The organism is Alcanivorax sp. IL2 (assembly GCF_047495475.1).
Lineage (GTDB): Bacteria > Pseudomonadota > Gammaproteobacteria > Pseudomonadales > Alcanivoracaceae > Alcanivorax.
The window spans coordinates 2,423,547-2,441,095 of sequence record NZ_CP179932.1 but is presented as its reverse complement, the minus strand read 5'-3'; the positions used below and the strand labels follow the sequence as shown (position 1 = coordinate 2,441,095).

Below are 17,549 nucleotides of genomic sequence, written 5' to 3'. Positions count from 1 at the left end.
CGGGAGAGAAGATGACTGAACCGGCAGAACCTACAGTCACACCCATAATGAAGCCGCTGCATCCCAGCCAGGCAGAGATGCCCTTTGGCTTGATGTATGGCAAGGCGATCACAAAGCTGCCGGACGACCTGTATATACCGCCGGATGCCCTGGAAGTCTTCCTGGAAGCCTTTGAGGGCCCGCTGGACCTGCTGCTGTACCTGATCAAACGACAGAACCTGGACATTCTCGACATCCCGGTCTCCACCATCACCACTCAGTACATGGAGTACGTGGAGTTGATGAAGGCGATGAACTTCGAGCTGGCAGCGGAATACCTGGTGATGGCCGCCATGCTCGGAGAGATCAAGTCGCGCATGCTGCTGCCTCGCCAGAAAGAGGACGAGGAAGACGAAGAACATGATCCGCGTGCAGAGCTGATTCGTCGTCTGCAGGAATACGAGCGCTTCAAGCAGGCAGCAGAAGACATCGACCAGCTGCCGCGCCTGGAAAGGGATATTTTTCCGGCAGAAGCCAAGCGGCCGGAGTTTACCCGGGAAAAGGCGCAGCCTGATGTGGACATGCGTGAGCTGCTGCTGGCCTTGAAGGAGGTCATGCACCGGGCCGATATGTTCGAGAGCCATCAGGTGTCACGTGAAAAGCTGTCTACCCGGGAGCGTATGGCCAATGTGCTGGACAAGCTCAAGGGCCGGGACTTTGTGCCCTTCGTGGAGCTTTTCACCCCTGAAGAAGGCCGGCTTGGCGTCGTGGTCACCTTTCTGGCCACGCTTGAGCTGGTCAAGGGCAGCCTGATTGAGCTGGTACAGAACGGGCCCTTCGCTCCCATTCATGTGAAAGCGAAGACCCTGGTACTGGAAGAATCTGATGTGCTGGCCCAACTTGAACTGGAAGACGAACCCGATGACGGCGTGGATGATGAACCCGATGCCCATGACGGAACCGAGGGGTAGCTGTGGAAGCTGAACAGATAAAAAGAATCATTGAGGCTGCCATTCTGGTCGCGGAAGGACCGCTTGACCGGGATGCACTGCAGGCGCTTTTTGATGAGGAAGATCGCCCCAGCAAGCAGGATCTGGGCAAATATCTGGAAGAGATCGGTGAGGCCTACACTGACCGGGGCATCTTTCTTAAAGAAGTGGCTTCTGGTTTTCGTTTCCAGGCTCGCCCGGAACTGGGCCAGTGGGTCAGCCGCCTGTGGCAGGAAAAGCCCCCCCGATACAGTCGGGCCATTCTGGAAACCCTGGCACTGATCGCCTATCGCCAGCCCATTACCCGGGGCGAAATCGAAGAAATTCGTGGTGTTTCAGTAAGCTCTCATATCGTTAAAAGCCTGCTGGAGAGAAACTGGGTACGCGTGGTTGGGCACCGGGATGTGCCGGGTCGGCCGGCCATGTTTGCCACCACCAAGCAGTTTCTCGACTATTTCGATCTGAAGAGCCTGGAGGACCTGCCATCGCTGTCCGAGATCCGCGACCTGGACAAGATCAATGAAGAGCTGGCACTCAGCGATGTGCCGCCCGCCAAAGCGGGCCCGGGCGACATGGATGAGGCGCCGGAAGGCGAAGATGGCCATGGTCTGCTCGACGATGAGCGTGAACAACGGCTGCCAGGCGACCAGGAAGCCTTCCCGGGTCTGGAGCAGGAACCGGAAATTGATGATGACACCTTGATGAGCATGGACAAGGTGGATTCGGTGTTATCCGGCTTCGAGCAGGAATTCCGCCGCAAACCGGCGGCCGACAAGGATAAGCAGGCAGCCGTTGCTATCGATGAAAGTGTGGCCGAAGAGGCCGAGACGGCTGACAATAGCCCCAATGACGCTGACGGCGAGGATGCCGCTGCGGAAAATAGTGCAGAGGACAGCCAGACACGTCATGACTGAAACTGAAAAATTGCAGAAAGTGCTGGCGCGAGCCGGACTGGGCTCCCGCCGGGAGCTGGAGAAATGGATTGCTGATGGCCGGGTTTCGGTCAACGGCGCGGTGGCAACCCTGGGTGACCGGGTTGGCAGCGAAGACACCCTACGCGTAGATGGCAGGATTATTAAAGTGAAGGCGGAAGAAGAAATCGTTCAGCGCGTGATCATGTACCACAAGCCCCCCGGCGAAGTGTGCTCCCGCAATGATCCAGAAGGGCGCGCCACGGTGTTTGATAACCTGCCGCGACTGCAGGGCATGCGCTGGGTACAGGTAGGGCGTCTGGACATCAACACCACCGGCCTGCTGTTGTTCACCACCGATGGTGAGCTTGCCCACCGCCTCATGCATCCATCCAACGGTTTCGTGCGAGAGTACGCCGTGCGTGTCCGTGGCGGTATGACCCCGGAAAAGCGTCAGGCCATGCTCGATGGCGTGCTGTTGGAAGATGGTGTCTCCAAATTCGACAGCATCGAAGATGCCGGCGGCGCGGAAGAGGGCGCCAACCACTGGTACAAGGTGACACTGACCGGGGGCAAATACCGGGAAGTGCGCCGTCTGTTCCAGTCTCAGGATCTGGATGTGGCGCGCCTGATGCGGATCCGCTTCGGCGATCTGACCTTGCCGCCCCAGTTGCGTCAGGGCCGCTGGATGGAGCTGGAGCCCGAACAGATCCAGGCTCTGATCGGCAAGGTGGAGCTCAAGGGCAAGAAATACACCGGCCTCTACGGCCGCGCCCGCCTGCGCCACCAGCGCGCCGGCAGCAAGCCGCCTCGCAAGGCTCGCGGCCCTTACCGCCGGTAAGTCTCTTCTGGAGGAGCGCCTCTCGGGGCGCGAATCCCCGGATCGTGCCAATCGCGGCTCGAGCGCCGCTACTACGGAAGCCTCATGACACGTCCCACCAGGGCCGGCAGTGCCGTCTCCACCCTCAGAATCCGCGCCCCGAAACTGTGGCAGGCAAAGCCCTGTTGCTGCAGCATGCTCACTTCGTAATCGGTCCAGCCACCCTCGGGGCCGATGGCCAGGGTCACAGGCTCGGTGAGATCGCCCGGCATGGGCGGGTAATCGCCCGGATGGGCGAGGATACGTTGGCCCGGGCCGGCCCAGGCGTTCAGGTTATCTTCCACGAAGGGTTTGAAACGCGGGGCGAGAACCAGCTCCGGCAGGGTGGTGTCACGGGCCTGCTCCAGTCCCAGCAGCATTTTTTCGCGGAGCAAGTCGGCTTTCAGGTTGGGGGTTTGCCAGTAGCTCTTGTCCACCTTCCAGCTATTGATCAGCACGATGCGCTTGATGCCAAGGCTGGTCGCGTCAATCAGAATCCGCTTGAGCATCTTGGGGCGCGGCAGCGCCAGCAGCAGGGAAAGTGGCAGAGGAGGGGAGGGGCGAGAATCCTCTTTAAATAAAATCTGTATCTCATTGTTTTGTAGTGATTCTATCTGCGCTTTTCCCATGCCGCCACCAACGATCCCGGCCCGGCAGCTACCCCCTTCCGCCAATCCCAGAATGTCGCGCACATGGCGGCACTGGCGCTCGTCCAGACGCCAAAGATTGCCATGAAGATGTTGATGAGGGTGCAGCAGCAGCAGATTCATGGGGCCGATTATGGCACAGCCTGCCCGGGAATCCGCGCTCAAATCCTCACAGCAAAGTGACGTAAATCGCTGTTTACTTGGCTGTTCTCGCCCTTTGCCGGGTGGCGCAGCCTTGCTAAATTGCCTGCATTAAGCCTTATCCGCTGCAGGAGCCTGCCTGTAGTGAGGGTGGCGATTGGCCCGCGGGTAACTGGCGGCCTCTTCGGGCCGCTGGTAGAGTGTGCCGCCCGTTCACCCGTTCGATTAACTGTTCAAGTGTGGAGAGTTTCATGCAGTTTCAGGGTACTGACCAATATGTGGCCACCGACGACCTGAAAATGGCCGTTAACGCAGCGATCGCCCTCAAGCGCCCGTTGCTGATCAAGGGTGAGCCGGGTACCGGCAAGACCCTGTTGGCAGAACAGGTGGCCGAGTCCCTGGGACTGCCGCTGCTGTCATGGAATATCAAATCCACCACCAAGGCCCAGCAGGGGCTGTACGAGTACGATGCAGTATCACGCCTGCGTGACTCCCAGCTCGGCGCCGAAGGGGTGGAAGATGTGGGCAATTACCTGAAAAAAGGCAAGCTGTGGGAAGCCTTCACCCATGAAGGGCAGGTAGTGCTGCTGATCGACGAGATCGACAAGGCCGACATCGAGTTCCCCAATGATCTACTGCAGGAACTGGATCGCATGGAATTCTTCGTCTACGAGACCGGGGAAACCATCCGCGCCGAGCAGCGCCCGATCGTGATCATTACCTCCAACAACGAGAAAGAGCTGCCCGATGCTTTCCTGCGTCGCTGCTTTTTCCATTACATCAACTTCCCCGATGCCCAGACCATGCAGGCCATCGTGGATGTGCATTTCCCGGAGATCAAAAAGAACCTGGTCACCGAGGCTCTGGAAATCTTCTTCGACCTGCGCAAAGTGCCCGGCCTGAAGAAAAAGCCCTCCACCAGCGAGCTGATCGACTGGCTCAAGCTGCTCATGGCTGACGATATTCCGGCGGACATCCTGCGCAACCGCGACACCAAAAGCGCGGTGCCGCCGCTCTACGGTGCGCTGCTGAAGAACGAGTCGGACGTACAACTGCTTGAGCGCCTGGCGTTCATGAACCGTCGCGAAAGCTAACCGCAACGCTGGCTGATTATGCTGATTGGTTTCTTCGAAAATCTGCGCCGTTACCGGGTTCCGGTGACTCTGCGCGAACTGCTGGATCTCTTTGATGCGCTGCAGGCCCACGTGGCCTTCGGCTCCATCGAGGATTTCTATCTGCTCAGCCGGGCGGTAATGGTCAAGGACGAAAAGTTCTACGACCGCTTCGACCAGGCCTTTGCCAACTACTTCGAAGGGCTGGAAAACCTGGAGCCGGACTGGCTTAACAAGGTGATCCCGGACGAGTGGCTGCGCAAGGAGCTGGAGAAGAACCTGAGCCCGGAAGAGTTCGAGAAGCTCAAGGGCCTGGGTAGCCTGGAAAAGATCATGGACGAGCTGCGCAAGCGGCTCGAAGAGCAGGAAAAGCGCCACCAGGGCGGCAACAAGTGGGTCGGCACCGGTGGCACCAGCCCCTTTGGTGGCTATGGCGCCAACCCGGAAGGGGTACGCATGGTCGGGCCATCGCGCAACAAGCGGGCGGTAAAAGTCTGGGAAAAGCGCGAATTCCGCAACCTGGACGATTCTGTGGAGTTGGGCACGCGTAACATCAAGCTGGCCATGCGTCGCCTGCGCAAGTTTGCCCGTACCGGTCGCGATGAAGAGCTGGATATGGATGACACCATCCGCTCCACCGCCCGCAACGCCGGTCTGCTCGACATCAAGATGCGTCCGCAGAAGGAAAACCGCGTCAAGGTGCTGATCTTCTTTGATGTGGGCGGCTCCATGGACCCCTACATCAAACTCTGCGAAGAGCTGTTCTCCGCCGCCCGGATGGAGTTCAAGCACATGGAATATTTCTACTTCCATAACTTCATCTACGAGTATGTGTGGAAGGACAATCGCCGTCGCTGGGACGAGAAGATCTCCACCTGGGATGTGCTGCATAAATACGGCAGTGACTACAAGGTGATCTTCGTGGGCGATGCGGCCATGAGCCCCTACGAAGTGAACTCCGTGGGCGGCAGCGTGGAGCACTGGAACGAGGAGGCCGGCGCCGTCTGGTTCCAGCGCGTCATGGAAACCTACGAGAAAGTGGCCTGGCTAAACCCGGAGCCGGAGCGCGCCTGGCAGATGACCACCTCCACCCAGTGGATCAAGCAGCTCAGCGAGCACAAGATGTATCCGCTCACCATCGAAGGCCTGGAAAAGGCCATGCGTCACCTGAGCAAATAAGCCTTTTTGTAGGAGGCTGCCTGCAGCCGAACCGGGTTAGGAAGGTTCGGCCGCAGGCAATTTATTCTCCACGCTCCTTCAGGCACAAAAATCTGCATTCCGCTCGTCCGCCCACCCTAGAATTTTGCCGCACTAAACATTTCGTCTAGTAGCGAACAACGCCTGATATCCGTATTCTCCGCGCCTTTCGCGTTTCACGCCCCGGACAGCCCATAAGGCACACAACCCCGGGACGCCGAAGCAAAAAGATGAACGCCCACCGTGATCCGGTGGACTTCAGGAGAGATTTCCATGTCCAGGGTGCGAACCACCATCTGGGCGACCGTTTTCAGCAGTACCGTACTGGCCACAACAGGCCTGTACGCGGACACCACGCAGTCTGAAATCCGTCGTCTTCAACAGGAGCTGGATCAGCTCAAGGCCAACCTGGCCCAGGATGCGCCAACCCATACCCCCTCAAACCCCGTGCAATGGCCCGGCTTCGCCGTGTTCGGCAAGGTCAGCGTGGATGCCATCTACGATGACAAGAACGCAGGGCTGAATGATCTGCTTATCCCCAGCACCATCCCTGCCGGCGACACCCACCAGCAGAACTTCGAGCTGCATGGCAAGAACAGCCAACTGGGCCTGCGGGTAGGAGAGGGCAGTGGGCCCCATGCGGTGTTCGCCGTTGACCTGTTCGGCAGCATCGATGGCTACGATTTGCGAGTCCGGGATTTCTATTTTGAGTATGGCGCCCTGCGTGCCGGCTACGGCTATACCGCCTTGCTGGATGGTGCGGCCTGGCCGCTGACCCTGGATTCCCAGGGCCCCAACAGCGCCATCTTTGCCCGCCAGACGGGCGTGCGCTGGCAGGGCGAACATCTGACCTTGGCGGTGGAAGACCCCAATCCGGAAGTCTATGACCCGGATAACCTGAGCAGCGCCAGTGGCCGCCGCCCTGACGTCATCGCCGCCTGGAATCAGCCCCATGGCCGTGGTCACGTACGGACCGCGCTGGTGAACCGGGAAATAGGGGTGGAATTTGCCAATGGCGACCAGCAATACGCCAGCGCTACCGGCGGTGTTGTCAGTGGCACCCTGGGGATGACCGACAGCCTGACTCTGCTGGCCAGTGCCAGCTACGGCGAGGCCATGGGGCATTATTATAATGACCTGTCAGGCTTCGGTGATGCCGGTATGGATGGCTACGTCTTTGCTACCGATGGACTGAAGCCGCTTCTGGCTCAAGGCGGCTATCTGGCCGGGCAGTGGCAGTTCCGCCCGGACTGGACACTGGCCATTGTCGGCGGCGAAATCACCCTGGAAAAGGACGCCGAGCTACCCGGGTATGCCATGCGTCGTACCCGCTACGGCACCTTGAGCCTGATTCGTCAGCACGATAACAGCCTCAGTTATGGGGCAGAGCTGGCATACGGCATGCGCGACAACCAGGCAGGGGATCGCAGCGAAGCGCCACGGGTGCAGTTAAACCTGACTTATCGCTTTGAACATACTCACAACCGCGATCACTGATCAATGCGAAAGCGTAAAGAGCAGAATGGGCTCTTTACGCTTTTCTCAAAAGTGAACCCGAGCGGCATTGGCGTTCTTTGGCGCTTATTGTTCGTGGCCTCCACGGCTGGTGAAGCTTTCAATCAAATCCATGGGGAGCGGGAAAACAATCGTGCTGGAGCGCTCGTTGGCTACCTCGGTCAATGTCTGCAGGTAACGTAGTTGCAGCGCCTGGGGCTGCTCGGAAAGCGTTTTCGCCGCTTCCAGCAGCACCTGGGACGCTTCCTTCTCGCCATTGGCGTGGATCACCTTGGCGCGGCGGATACGTTCCGCCTCGGCCTGACGGGCGATCACCCGCACCATGCCTTCATCCAGATCCACGTGCTTGATCTCTACATTGGTGACCTTGATGCCCCAGTTGTCGGTCTGCTCGTCGAGGATTTCCTGAATGTCGCTGTTCAGTTCATCCCGTGAGGCGAGCATCTCGTCCAGTTCGTGCTTGCCCAGTACCGAGCGCAGGGTGGTCTGGGACAACTGGCTGGTGGCGGCGTAGAAGTCCTCCACATTGATGACCGCTTTCTCGGCGTCCAGCACGCGGAAATACAACACGGCATTCACCTTTACCGAGACGTTATCCCGGGAGATCACATCCTGGGTGGGCACATCCAGTACCCGGATGCGCAGGTCCACCTTTACCATCTGCTGGATCAGCGGCACCACCAGGATCAGGCCGGGGCCTTTCACCCGGTAATAGCGGCCCAGCATGAAGATCACCCCGCGCTCGTATTCACGCAGAATGCGGAACATGCTGATCACAAAGCCGACGACAATAATCGCCAGCGACAACCAGAAATAGGGGGTCATGATGTCTCCTCCTTGCCGTCCGGTTTCACATCCAGCATCAGGTCGCTACGGTCGGTGACCTGTAGCAACTGGCCCCGGCGTACCGGCTGCTGACTGCGTGCATGCCAGATTTCTCCCAGCACCCGCACCTGACCGTCGTCTTCAAAATCATCCAGCGCTACGGCGGTTTGCCCGACCAGTGTGTCGGCCCCGGTAACCGGGGGACCCTCGTGGGCTTTCACCGCCAGCCGTACAAACAGGCCCACCAGTAACAGCGAGCCCACCCCCACCGCGGCAATCACTGGCAGGGCAATACGGAAAGCGGGCAGATCTGTATCCATCAACATGATCGAGCCGATCACGAAAGCGATAACCCCACCGATACCGAATACCCCGAAACTTGGTGATATGGCTTCCAGAGCCACCAGCACCGCACCCAGCAAGATAAGCCCCAGGCCCACGTAGCTCACCGGTAACATCTGCAGAGCGTAAAGCGCCAGCAACAGGCAGATGGCACCGAGTACGCCCGGCACGCCCATGCCAGGGTTGGAAAATTCCAGCACCAGCCCATAAATTCCCACCAGCAGCAGCAAGTAGGCAATGCTGGGATCGGTAACAATGGCAAGAAAATCCGTGCGCCAGTCCCGTTCCACCTGATGCAATTGCGCATCAGCCAAAGCCAGGCTGACCGCTTGATCGCCCCAGCTCAGTGCTTGTCCATCCAGCTGAGCAAGCAGGTCATTGAGGTCCGCCGCTTTCAGATCAATCACGCCTTTCGCCAGGGCATCGCTGGATGACAGGCTCACCGCTTCACGTACCGCTTTTTCTGCCCAGTCCGCATTGCGGTCTCGCAATTCCGCCAGGCCACGGATATAGGCCACTGCATCATTCACCCGCTTGCGATGCAGGGCCGAGGCGCTATCCGGGCTGGCGGCAGCACCCTCGTCGTCCTCACTCTGATCACCGGGAGAGGAGGGCGAGGGCAGGCCGCCGCCCCCACCGATTTGCACCGGCGTTGCTGCGCCCAGATTGGTGGCAGGGGCCATGGCGGCAATATGAGAGGCATAGAGAATATAGGTACCCGCACTGGCCGCTCGGCTGCCACTGGGTGATACATAGGTGGCAACCGGCACCCGACTGTCGAGAATCCCCCGAATCATGTCGCGCATGGCGCTATCCAGCCCGCCAGGTGTATTCAGCTGCAACACAAACAACGCCGCAGAAGCCTTATTGGCTTCTTCCAGGGAGCGAACAAACCAGTCACTGAGTGCCGGCCCGATTGGGCCGTCCAGGGTCATTACCCAGACAGAAGCGGAAGCAGGAGAGGGGGCGGGAGAGGGTGAGTTCTGGGCGGGAGACGCCGGAGCCAGCAGGAACAACAGCGCCAGCAACACACAAAGGAACAACCTGGCCGCAAGCCTGTGGCCATGATGCGGTGTGCTTTGATATTCGCGGCCCATGAGAACGCTCCCTTGGCCATCCATCTAACCCCATGAAAGCCCATTTCACGGGCATCTATCAAGCCCCTTCGTGGTAGCCGCAATTAAGGCCGGTAAGGCCGGCAGACACCATGAATCGACAAGCGTCGTTATCATTTACCAGAGTTCAACGCCAAAGGGCCTGACGAGTAGCCCGAGAACCACAAAGCAGCCCACACTGCAGCCCATGGAAACGAGAAAACTCCTAACGGTCCGGCATGATGGTGCACAGGTCGATGGCGTGGGCACAAGTTGCTCCAAGTGGACGATCAAGCGGTTAGTAATATTGCGACCTGAAGCAAGAAGCTGAGTAGTAACGAGCATAAAACCGATTGACGCTCGGTTTTGTGCTCGTTACTGTTCAGGTCACTGCATCGCTGGATTCGCACCCTGCCCATGAAAAAACACACCCCACCAACATCTCACTCCGTCCCCGCACTGGGGGAGCTCGAGCTGACTGTCCTGAATCTTCTCTGGGAAAATCCCGGCCTGTCACCGAAAGACGTCCATGCCAGGGTCGGGACGGAAAGGGGCATCTCCGTTAATACGGTGCAGTCCACCCTGGATCGTCTCTACAAGAAACAGCTCCTCACCCGAGAGAAGCAGGGTTACGCCTATCACTACACGGCCATTGTCGAGCGCGACAGCCTTATCGCCAACATGATCAGTGATGTGATGGGGCGGTTTCAGCTTGATGGCGCCGCTTCTATCGCGGCGTTTGTGCAGGCCACAGAGTCCCTCGCGGATGAGGACCTGGCGCGCCTGGAAGAAGAAATCCGAGCGCGCCGAGCCCAGTCCGGGGGCAAGCAATGAGCGCCATGGTGCTGCTTGATACCGTCTTTCCTGCTGCCATGCTCGGCTGGTTGCTCAGCCAGGTTCTTGGTGCGGTAACCGCAAAGTGGCTGACTCCTTCAGGCATCGCTCCCCGGATACGTCAGCAGCGAATCCTGATGGTGGCGTTTTCCGCTGTCTTTCTGCCACTGGTGATGATGGCGGCCATCCTGGCTGCGAACCTGTTCCCGTCCTCGGAGTGGATGGCCAGCCATTGTGGCACCCATAGCCATGATCATATTCATGCCTGTTTGAATTCCGCCGAACAGGGCGCACTGCCTGCCTGGCAGGGTGCCGTTGCCTTGCTGGCCCTCGTTATGGTCATGGTGTCCCTGTTCCGTACGCTGGTAACGGAACGGCGGTTGCAGCGGCGGTTGCAGGCCCTGATAACACTGTCCAAAGGGCAGGGCAGATTCCGCCGTCTGCATGACACGCGAGCAGTGGCGCTGGCGGTGGGTGGCAACGAGCCAGCGGTACTCCTTTCCTCCGGTTTGCTTAACAGCCTGAATCCGCACCAGCGGCGCATTGTGCTGGCCCACGAAAGTGCCCATTTACGCCACGGCGACCCGCGCCGTAATCGTCTGGTGGTGCTGCTTCTGGCGCTTTTTGTTCCGCCGTTGGCAAAGCGTCTGCGAACGGCGTGGGAGAATGCCCTGGAAGAAGCGGCCGACGATGCCGTAACCCAGCGCTTCAATCGATTCGACGTGGCAGAAACGCTGCTGCGGGTACTGAGTCTGCAGCAACTTCATATGAAAGGGGCCCAGTCAGTAAACAGCGGGGACACCCAGGCCCGCATCCAGCGACTGATCACGCCCCATCAAGTAGATCCCGTGTCAGGTCGCTGGTTCGAATGGACCTGTCTACTGGTACTGCCTGCCATGCTGGTTGCCGTGCTGGTTCAGCACCATGCCATCGAGACACTGCTAAGCTGGCTGGGAGCCTGAGATGCGAATCCTGACGCTGCTGTTTATTGGTGCCGGGCTGCTGCTGGCCTTCCCGACCCCGGCGCTGGCCTTGAACGAGGGGGATGCCGTCAAGCAGGCATTACGCAATAGCACCTTTCAGCAAACCCTGTCCGCCAGAGAGCAACAAGCACAAGGGGAAAGCCGCGCTACCGGTCGCTGGTTCAACCCGGAGATCAGCTATGAGCGCGAAAGTCTGGATGTGCCCGGCGGGGAAAGCCGCGAAACCACACTGTCGCTGAGTCAGCGCTTTAATCTGGCGGGCATCAAACGCCTGGAGCGGGCTGCAGCGCGCCACCATGTGGATGCCGAGGCCGCCCGGAATACCCTGTTAAAACGCGAAAGGGTGGCGCAAACCCGGGCGGCATTTTATCAGTCGCTGATGGCGGAACAGCACTATGCCCGGCTTGATGCGCTGTATAACGACTTGAATCAACTCAGTACCTCTATTCAGGCCCGTGCTGAAGCCGGGGATGCCTCACGCTATGACGCCATGCGCATCGCCCGGGAAGTGGCCATTTATGCGGGCCGTCGCTTGCAGCTTGGCAGTCATCTTCAGGCGGAAAAGGGCCGCCTTGAAGTGCTGACTGGTGCGGATGCTTCCACTCTGGAAGGCGCGCTTTTACCGCGAAACGACGTTACTCCTTCAGAAGAAGCCGATCTGGCGTTGCACCCCTTGATTGCCGCCTACGATGCCCAAGTTAGCCGCGCCAGTACCCAGGCCACGGCGGCGGGTCGCCAGCGCTGGCCTGACATGACATTGAGCCTGGGCCGCAAGGACGTGGATGAGCCGGGCTTTGAAACGGACGGCCATGTGGTGGCATTGGGCATGGAGCTGCCCATCGGCAGTAATGGCAAGCACCAGGCGGCGGCAAGCCGTTCCCGGGCCGACTTGCTGGAAGCGGAACGTCAACTTGCGGTTCAGCAATTGCAGGCAGAGCACACTGCGTATATCGAGCAGTTCCAGGCAAATAAACGCGCCAGTGAAACTTTGGCTCGCCATGGCGGTGACAGCGAGGAGGGCGCCTTGGTGACCACTGCCCGCGCTGCCTATAACGCCGGTGAAATCAGCATCATGGCACTGCTCGATGCCTACCGCGCGGATTATGAATTACAGGAACGCAGGCTGGAGCACGCTCTGGCTGCACGACAGGCTTACATCCAATGGCAACAACTGACGGGGAAATAACCATGCAAAAAATCAACGGCATCTGGCGTCCGATTGTACTGGCAAGCCTGTTCGCGGTACTCGCCGCCTGTGGGCAGGACCATGATGGCGATCATGGCCACGCCCACGAGGGCGATGCAGCCCATGCCCATGACGGAGAACATGCCCACGATAGCGCGCCGGAAACTGAAGCGTTCTATCCCGGAGACGACGAGGCCTCCACGGACACAGCTTCCGATGAGACAACCAGCGATGCCACCGCTTCCGAAGAGACCATGGAAGCGAGCCCGCAAACCGATGACCACGGTCACGCCCATGGCGATGACGGCCATCATGCGCACTAAGTCCTGTGCTCTTGGCATTCTGATGCTGGCGCTGGTGGGCTGCGACAGCCCCCAGCCCGGCAACGGCGATGCCGGGCATCGTGCCGAGCTGTCCTATACGCACTACACCGACGCCAGCGAATTGTTCGTTGAATTCCCGGCACTGGTGGCAGGTCAGCCCTCCCGGTTTATTGCGCACTTTACGCGCCTGGCAGATCACCAGCCGGTGACCGAGGGCAGGGTGGATGTGGTGCTGCGCAGGGATGGTGACATCGTGGCCGGCTTTCGGGTCAGCAGCCCCACCCGCGACGGGCTTTTTACACCGGTGGTGACGCCCAAATCGGCGGGAGATTTCGATCTTGCCGTGATACTCCATACCGGCAACAACAAGGTCACCCACGAACTGGGGCCGGTGACAGTATTTGCCGATGCGGCGGCGGTGAGCGTCAACCAGGCTGCCGTGGAAGGGGAAATCAGTTTCCAGAAAGAGCAGCAGTGGCAATCGGATTTTGCCTCTGGGCCCGCCAAGCCCCGACCCATGAGACCGTCGGCGCCCGGTTTTGCCACGGTCATGGCGCCTGCCGATGGCGGGGCGGATATTCCTGCCCCCGGCGATGGCTATTTTTCCAGCCAGGGCCTGGCCAAGGCGGGGCAACAGGTGGAAGCCGGAGAAATATTGGGTTACCTGATTCCCCGTCTCGGTACCGGTGCCGACCTGGGGGAATCCCGGGTTGCCTTTGAACGGGCTCGCAGTGCATTGGCGCTGGCAAAGGCCGATGTAGAACGGTTAACGCCGCTATTTGAACAAGGCGCGATCCCTCGCCGTCGCTTGGACGAGGCGCAGCAAAGCCTGCGGGTCGCCCAGGCAGAATTCCAGGCGGCACAGTCCCGTTTGACACAGACACAGACCGGTGCCGAGGCATCCGGGCTGGCGCTGCGCGCCCCGGTGTCCGGCGAAGTCATCGACGTGCAGGCCCGGCCCGGGGCCTTCGTGCGCGCCGGCGAACGGGTCTTCCGCATTGCCACGCCCACACGGCGTTGGCTGCAGGTGCGGGTGCCGGAGCATTATGCCGCCCAGCTCCATGCCACTAGTGGCGCCTGGTTTGACCACCCGGTAACGGGAACACAGATTCTGGACAGCACCACCGGTGCCCGTGTGGTGCAGGTCAGTGCATCGGTGGAACCGAAAAGCCGCACGGCCTCGGTGACCCTGGAATACCCGAGAGAAACCGGGCCGGATCTGGTGGGCAGCCGGTTTGCTGCCCATCTCTTCACCCGCCCCGCAGAGCCGCGGCTGGCAGTACCCCGCAGTGCCCTGGTGGACGATGGCGGCCGCCAGGTGGTGTTCGTCCACAGTGGCGGCGAAACCTTCGCCCGGCGGGAAGTGCAAACCGGCATCGTCGATGGTGACTGGATAGAAATCGTTTCCGGGCTGAGTGCCGGGGAGCGGGTTGTCTCCCAGGGGGCCTGGTCCGTTCGTCTGGCTGCCAGTGGTGGCGACGACATCGGTCACGGTCACGCCCACTAAGCCCTTACCGGCCCAGGATTGCTCATGATAGATCAGATAATTCGCTGGTCGCTGCACAACCGTTTGCTGGTGCTGGCGACATCCCTTGGCCTGCTGTTGTGGGGTGGCTGGGCGGCGCTGAAAACGCCCATTGATGTGTTCCCGGATCTCACTGCGCCTTCGGTGACCATTGTGGCGGAAGCCCATGGCATGCCGCCGGAGGATGTGGAAGCACTGGTTACCATCCCCATCGAGAGCGCCATGAACGGCGCAGTGGGGGTGCGCCGGGTGCGCTCCAATACCGGTGTGGGCAACAGCGTGGTGATTGTCGAATTCGAGTGGGGCACAGACATCTATCTGGCCCGCCAGATCGTCTCCGAAAAACTGCAGGGGGCTATGTCCAGCCTGCCACCGGACCTGCCGCCGCCCCAGCTGGCGCCGGTGTCCTCGGTGATGGGCGAAATCCTCTTTATTGCCCTGCATTCGTCCGTCCATGACGAAATGACCCTGAAAACCGCCGCCGACTGGACCATTCGCCGCCGCCTGCTGGCCGTGCCCGGGGTCGCCGAGGTGATTCCCTTCGGCGGGGAAACCCGCCAATTTCAGGTTATCGCCAATCCTGAGCGGCTCGCGGCTTACGAGGTCACCCTCACTAAACTGGCCGATGCGGTACGTGACGCCAGCCGCAATGCGGCGGCGGGTTTCATCACCCACAACAACCAGGAATTCCTGATCCAGGGACTGGGCCGGGCCCGGGATCTGGACGCGGTAGGGGCCTCAGTGGTCACACGCCGTGATGGCATGCCGGTGCTGGTCCGGGATCTGGCCCGGGTGAGCATTGGTCCGGCGCCGCGCCGGGGCACGGCAGCCTATAACGGGGATGCCGCGGTGGTCATCGGCATTCAGAAACAGCCCAACGCCAACACCCTGGCGCTGACCGGGAAGCTCGATACTGTACTGGCAGACCTGCAGGACTCCCTGCCGGATGGCATGGTGATCGAGACCCGGGTGTTCCGTCAGGCCGATTTCATCAATACGGCCGTGTCCAACCTCAGCAAGGCGCTACGTGACGGGGCCATCCTGGTGGTGGTGATCATGTTTGCCTTCCTGCTGAGCGGCAGGGCCACCGCCATTGCCTTGCTGGCGATCCCGCTGTCATTGCTGGTGGCGATCCTGGTGATCCGCTGGATGGGCGGCACCATCAACACCATGACCCTGGGAGGCATGGCCATCGCGCTGGGGGCGCTGGTGGATGACGCCATCATCGTGGTGGAAAACATCATTCGCCGACTGCGCGAGAACAAACAGGCCGGCACTGACCGGGACCGGGCCCTGCAGGTGATTTTCAAGGCCACCCGGGAAATCGAGGGCTCCATTGTCTTTGCTACCCTGATCATCATTCTGGTGTTCCTGCCGATCTTCTTCCTGGCTGGGGTGGAAGGGCGTCTGCTGGCGCCCCTGGGCCTCGCCTATGTGGTCGCCCTGGGCGCCTCCCTGCTGGTGGCGCTGACCGTGACGCCGGTGTTGTGCCTGTTCTGGCTGCCCGGCTCCAGGGCCATCGATAGCGGCCATGACACCCGCTTTATCATCTGGCTGAAAGCCCACTATCGCAGCTGGCTGGACAAGGCACTTGGCAGCCCGAAGTCAGTGCTCGGCGGCGCTGTCATCTTGCTGGTGGTGTCGCTGGGCTCGCTGGCCTTTGCCGGCCGTGCCTTTCTGCCGGCCTTCAACGAAGGCAGCCTGACGGTCAGCGCCGTGACCCTGCCCGGCACCTCCCTGGCAATGTCCGACCAGATCGGCAGCCGGGTGGAAAAAATCCTGCTGGCCCAGCCCGAGGTACGCACCACGGCGCGCAGGACGGGCAGGGCAGAGCTGGACCCCCATGCCCAGCAGGTGTTCGCGTCGGAAATCGAGGCCTCGCTGGTCATGGGCGAGCGCAGCAAGGAAGCCCTGCTTGAGGCGCTACGCCACGATTTCTCCGCCATCCGCGGCGTCAATATTGTCATTGGCCAGCCCATTTCCCACCGGATTGATCACATGCTGTCCGGTACCCGCGCCAATATCGCCATCAAGCTGTTCGGCGAAGACCTGTATGAATTGCGCCGTCTGGGCAAGCAAACCGAGGCTCTGGTGAAACAGGTGCCCGGGGCGGTGGATGTGGCCATGGATCAGCAGAGTGAGATTCCCTTTGTGACAGTACGTTTTGATCGTGCTGCCATGGCCAACTACGGCGTTAGCGCCGCCGAAGCGGCGGAATTGCTGGAGGGCGCCTTTACCGGCATTACCGTCGGCCAGATTCGCGAAGGGCTGGCCAGTTTTGATCTGGTCGTCAGGCTGCCCGAATCGGCGGGCAAGGATATCGACTCGTTGCGGCAAACCCTGATCAACCTGCCGGATGGTTCCGTGCTGCCGTTTGAAGCGCTGGCAGAGATTCGGCAGAGCAGGGGAGCCAACACCATCAGCCGTGAAAACGTGCAACGGAACCTGGTGGTCATGGCCAATGTGGCCGAGCGCGACCTGATCAGCGTGGTGGAGGATATCCGCGTGATTCTGGACGAGCAGCTGGAATTGCCCACCGGCTACCACTTGGACTTCGGGGGGCAGTTTGAAAGTGCCCAGGCGGCCAATACCCGCCTGATGCTCCTCGGTGCCGTGGTGATTGCCGGCATTTTCCTGCTGCTGATGACGGCGTTCGGCTCTGCCAGGGATGCCGGCCTGGTGATGATCAACCTGCCCCTGGCGCTGATTGGCGGGGTCGTGGGGGGCTGGCTGACGGAAGGCATTATCAATATTGCGGTGGTGATCGGCTTTATCACCTTGTTCGGTATCGCCACCCGCAACGGGGTCATCCTGATCGACCACATCCGCCGGCTGATGAGTGAGCACAAGCTGGACCTGGAAAAGGCCATCCGTCAGGGCGCCGAAGAACGTCTGGTGCCCATCCTGATGACCGCGCTGGCCACGGCGCTGGCCCTGGTGCCGCTGGCCATGGCCGGTGGTGAGCCCGGCAGCGAAATCCAGGCGCCCATGGCAGTAGTGATTCTCTGGGGACTGATCAGCTCAACCGCACTGAATATGCTGGTGGTGCCGGTTGCCTATCGATGGCTGGGGGAACGCCCTGGTTAA

At 60.4% G+C, this 17,549-nt stretch carries 15 protein-coding genes; 12 read left to right on the top strand and 3 right to left on the bottom strand.

What is annotated here, in order from left to right; translation table 11 throughout:
• The first annotated feature begins 11 nt into the window (after positions 1-11).
• The 3 genes from ACMG4N_RS11375 to rluB are packed head-to-tail and all read left to right on the top strand — an operon-like array spanning position 12 to position 2,720.
• Positions 12-950, top strand: coding sequence for a segregation and condensation protein A (locus ACMG4N_RS11375; RefSeq protein WP_035244379.1), 939 nt, complete (start codon positions 12-14; stop codon positions 948-950).
• A gap of 2 nt (positions 951-952) precedes the next feature.
• Entirely contained in the window at positions 953-1,882 is a 930-nt protein-coding gene (scpB, locus tag ACMG4N_RS11370; RefSeq protein ID WP_297763883.1) for an SMC-Scp complex subunit ScpB, read from the top strand.
• Positions 1,875-2,720 (top strand): 23S rRNA pseudouridine(2605) synthase RluB, encoded by an 846-nt coding sequence (gene rluB, locus ACMG4N_RS11365; protein WP_035244382.1) that lies wholly within the window; start codon positions 1,875-1,877, stop codon positions 2,718-2,720. Before scpB ends, rluB begins: the two co-directional genes overlap by 8 nt.
• A 71-nt stretch (positions 2,721-2,791) precedes the next feature.
• Here rluB and ACMG4N_RS11360 read toward each other — a convergent pair whose 3' ends face one another.
• On the bottom strand, positions 2,792-3,508 hold the full coding sequence (locus ACMG4N_RS11360) for a 16S rRNA (uracil(1498)-N(3))-methyltransferase (RefSeq protein ID WP_414431699.1): 717 nt from the start codon (positions 3,506-3,508) through the stop codon (positions 2,792-2,794).
• A gap of 269 nt (positions 3,509-3,777) precedes the next feature.
• Between ACMG4N_RS11360 and ACMG4N_RS11355 the strand changes: the two genes are divergently transcribed.
• From ACMG4N_RS11355 to ACMG4N_RS11345, 3 genes are all read left to right on the top strand, one after another.
• Positions 3,778-4,620, top strand: a complete 843-nt coding sequence (locus ACMG4N_RS11355; RefSeq protein ID WP_297763872.1) for an AAA family ATPase — start codon at positions 3,778-3,780, stop codon at positions 4,618-4,620.
• An 18-nt stretch (positions 4,621-4,638) separates the two neighbouring features.
• Positions 4,639-5,817 carry a vWA domain-containing protein gene (locus ACMG4N_RS11350; RefSeq protein WP_297763869.1) on the top strand — a complete coding sequence of 393 codons (1,179 nt, stop codon included), beginning with the start codon at positions 4,639-4,641 and terminating at the stop codon, positions 5,815-5,817.
• 291 nt (positions 5,818-6,108) lie between these two features.
• On the top strand, positions 6,109-7,332 hold the full coding sequence (locus ACMG4N_RS11345; RefSeq protein WP_414431698.1) for a hypothetical protein: 1,224 nt from the start codon (positions 6,109-6,111) through the stop codon (positions 7,330-7,332).
• Positions 7,333-7,416: 84 nt separating this feature from the next.
• Here the strand turns inward: ACMG4N_RS11345 and ACMG4N_RS11340 are convergent, their stop codons facing one another.
• Positions 7,417-8,175, bottom strand: coding sequence for a slipin family protein (locus tag ACMG4N_RS11340; RefSeq protein ID WP_297763863.1), 759 nt, complete (start codon positions 8,173-8,175; stop codon positions 7,417-7,419).
• Positions 8,172-9,614 carry an NfeD family protein gene (locus ACMG4N_RS11335; RefSeq protein ID WP_414431696.1) on the bottom strand — a complete coding sequence of 481 codons (1,443 nt, stop codon included), beginning with the start codon at positions 9,612-9,614 and terminating at the stop codon, positions 8,172-8,174. The genes ACMG4N_RS11340 and ACMG4N_RS11335 overlap by 4 nt, the downstream gene beginning before the upstream one ends.
• A gap of 414 nt (positions 9,615-10,028) precedes the next feature.
• Between ACMG4N_RS11335 and ACMG4N_RS11330 the strand changes: the two genes are divergently transcribed.
• Genes ACMG4N_RS11330 through ACMG4N_RS11305 form a run of 6 tightly spaced genes read left to right on the top strand, consistent with a single transcriptional unit; the run spans position 10,029 to position 17,549 of the window.
• Positions 10,029-10,445, top strand: coding sequence for a BlaI/MecI/CopY family transcriptional regulator (locus ACMG4N_RS11330; protein WP_414431695.1), 417 nt, complete (start codon positions 10,029-10,031; stop codon positions 10,443-10,445).
• A complete protein-coding gene (locus ACMG4N_RS11325) occupies positions 10,442-11,407 on the top strand; it encodes a M56 family metallopeptidase (RefSeq protein ID WP_414431694.1) in 966 nt (321 codons plus the stop codon). The genes ACMG4N_RS11330 and ACMG4N_RS11325 overlap by 4 nt, the downstream gene beginning before the upstream one ends.
• Before the next feature lies 1 nt (position 11,408).
• Positions 11,409-12,614, top strand: coding sequence for a TolC family protein (locus ACMG4N_RS11320; RefSeq protein ID WP_414431692.1), 1,206 nt, complete (start codon positions 11,409-11,411; stop codon positions 12,612-12,614).
• 2 nt (positions 12,615-12,616) lie between these two features.
• Complete coding sequence (locus ACMG4N_RS11315; protein WP_414431691.1) at positions 12,617-12,937, top strand: hypothetical protein; 321 nt, start codon at positions 12,617-12,619, stop codon at positions 12,935-12,937.
• On the top strand, positions 12,927-14,444 hold the full coding sequence (locus tag ACMG4N_RS11310) for an efflux RND transporter periplasmic adaptor subunit (RefSeq protein ID WP_414431689.1): 1,518 nt from the start codon (positions 12,927-12,929) through the stop codon (positions 14,442-14,444). Before ACMG4N_RS11315 ends, ACMG4N_RS11310 begins: the two co-directional genes overlap by 11 nt.
• A 24-nt stretch (positions 14,445-14,468) precedes the next feature.
• The gene (locus ACMG4N_RS11305) at positions 14,469-17,549 is read left to right on the top strand and encodes an efflux RND transporter permease subunit (RefSeq protein WP_414431687.1); all 3,081 of its coding nucleotides are present in this window, start codon (positions 14,469-14,471) and stop codon (positions 17,547-17,549) included.

Excerpts from the sequence above, each read along its gene's own strand:
- ACMG4N_RS11375 (WP_035244379.1), top strand. The coding sequence starts at position 12 with ATGACTGAACCGGCAGAACCTACAGTCACACCCATAATGAAGCCGCTG.
- rluB (WP_035244382.1), top strand. The coding sequence starts at position 1,875 with ATGACTGAAACTGAAAAATTGCAGAAAGTGCTGGCGCGAGCCGGACTG.
- ACMG4N_RS11360 (WP_414431699.1), bottom strand. The coding sequence starts at position 3,508 with ATGAATCTGCTGCTGCTGCACCCTCATCAACATCTTCATGGCAATCTT.
- ACMG4N_RS11355 (WP_297763872.1), top strand. The coding sequence starts at position 3,778 with ATGCAGTTTCAGGGTACTGACCAATATGTGGCCACCGACGACCTGAAA.
- ACMG4N_RS11350 (WP_297763869.1), top strand. The coding sequence starts at position 4,639 with ATGCTGATTGGTTTCTTCGAAAATCTGCGCCGTTACCGGGTTCCGGTG.
- ACMG4N_RS11345 (WP_414431698.1), top strand. The coding sequence starts at position 6,109 with ATGTCCAGGGTGCGAACCACCATCTGGGCGACCGTTTTCAGCAGTACC.
- ACMG4N_RS11340 (WP_297763863.1), bottom strand. The coding sequence starts at position 8,175 with ATGACCCCCTATTTCTGGTTGTCGCTGGCGATTATTGTCGTCGGCTTT.
- ACMG4N_RS11335 (WP_414431696.1), bottom strand. The coding sequence starts at position 9,614 with ATGGGCCGCGAATATCAAAGCACACCGCATCATGGCCACAGGCTTGCG.
- ACMG4N_RS11330 (WP_414431695.1), top strand. The coding sequence starts at position 10,029 with ATGAAAAAACACACCCCACCAACATCTCACTCCGTCCCCGCACTGGGG.
- ACMG4N_RS11325 (WP_414431694.1), top strand. The coding sequence starts at position 10,442 with ATGAGCGCCATGGTGCTGCTTGATACCGTCTTTCCTGCTGCCATGCTC.
- ACMG4N_RS11320 (WP_414431692.1), top strand. The coding sequence starts at position 11,409 with ATGCGAATCCTGACGCTGCTGTTTATTGGTGCCGGGCTGCTGCTGGCC.
- ACMG4N_RS11315 (WP_414431691.1), top strand. The coding sequence starts at position 12,617 with ATGCAAAAAATCAACGGCATCTGGCGTCCGATTGTACTGGCAAGCCTG.
- ACMG4N_RS11310 (WP_414431689.1), top strand. The coding sequence starts at position 12,927 with ATGCGCACTAAGTCCTGTGCTCTTGGCATTCTGATGCTGGCGCTGGTG.
- ACMG4N_RS11305 (WP_414431687.1), top strand. The coding sequence starts at position 14,469 with ATGATAGATCAGATAATTCGCTGGTCGCTGCACAACCGTTTGCTGGTG.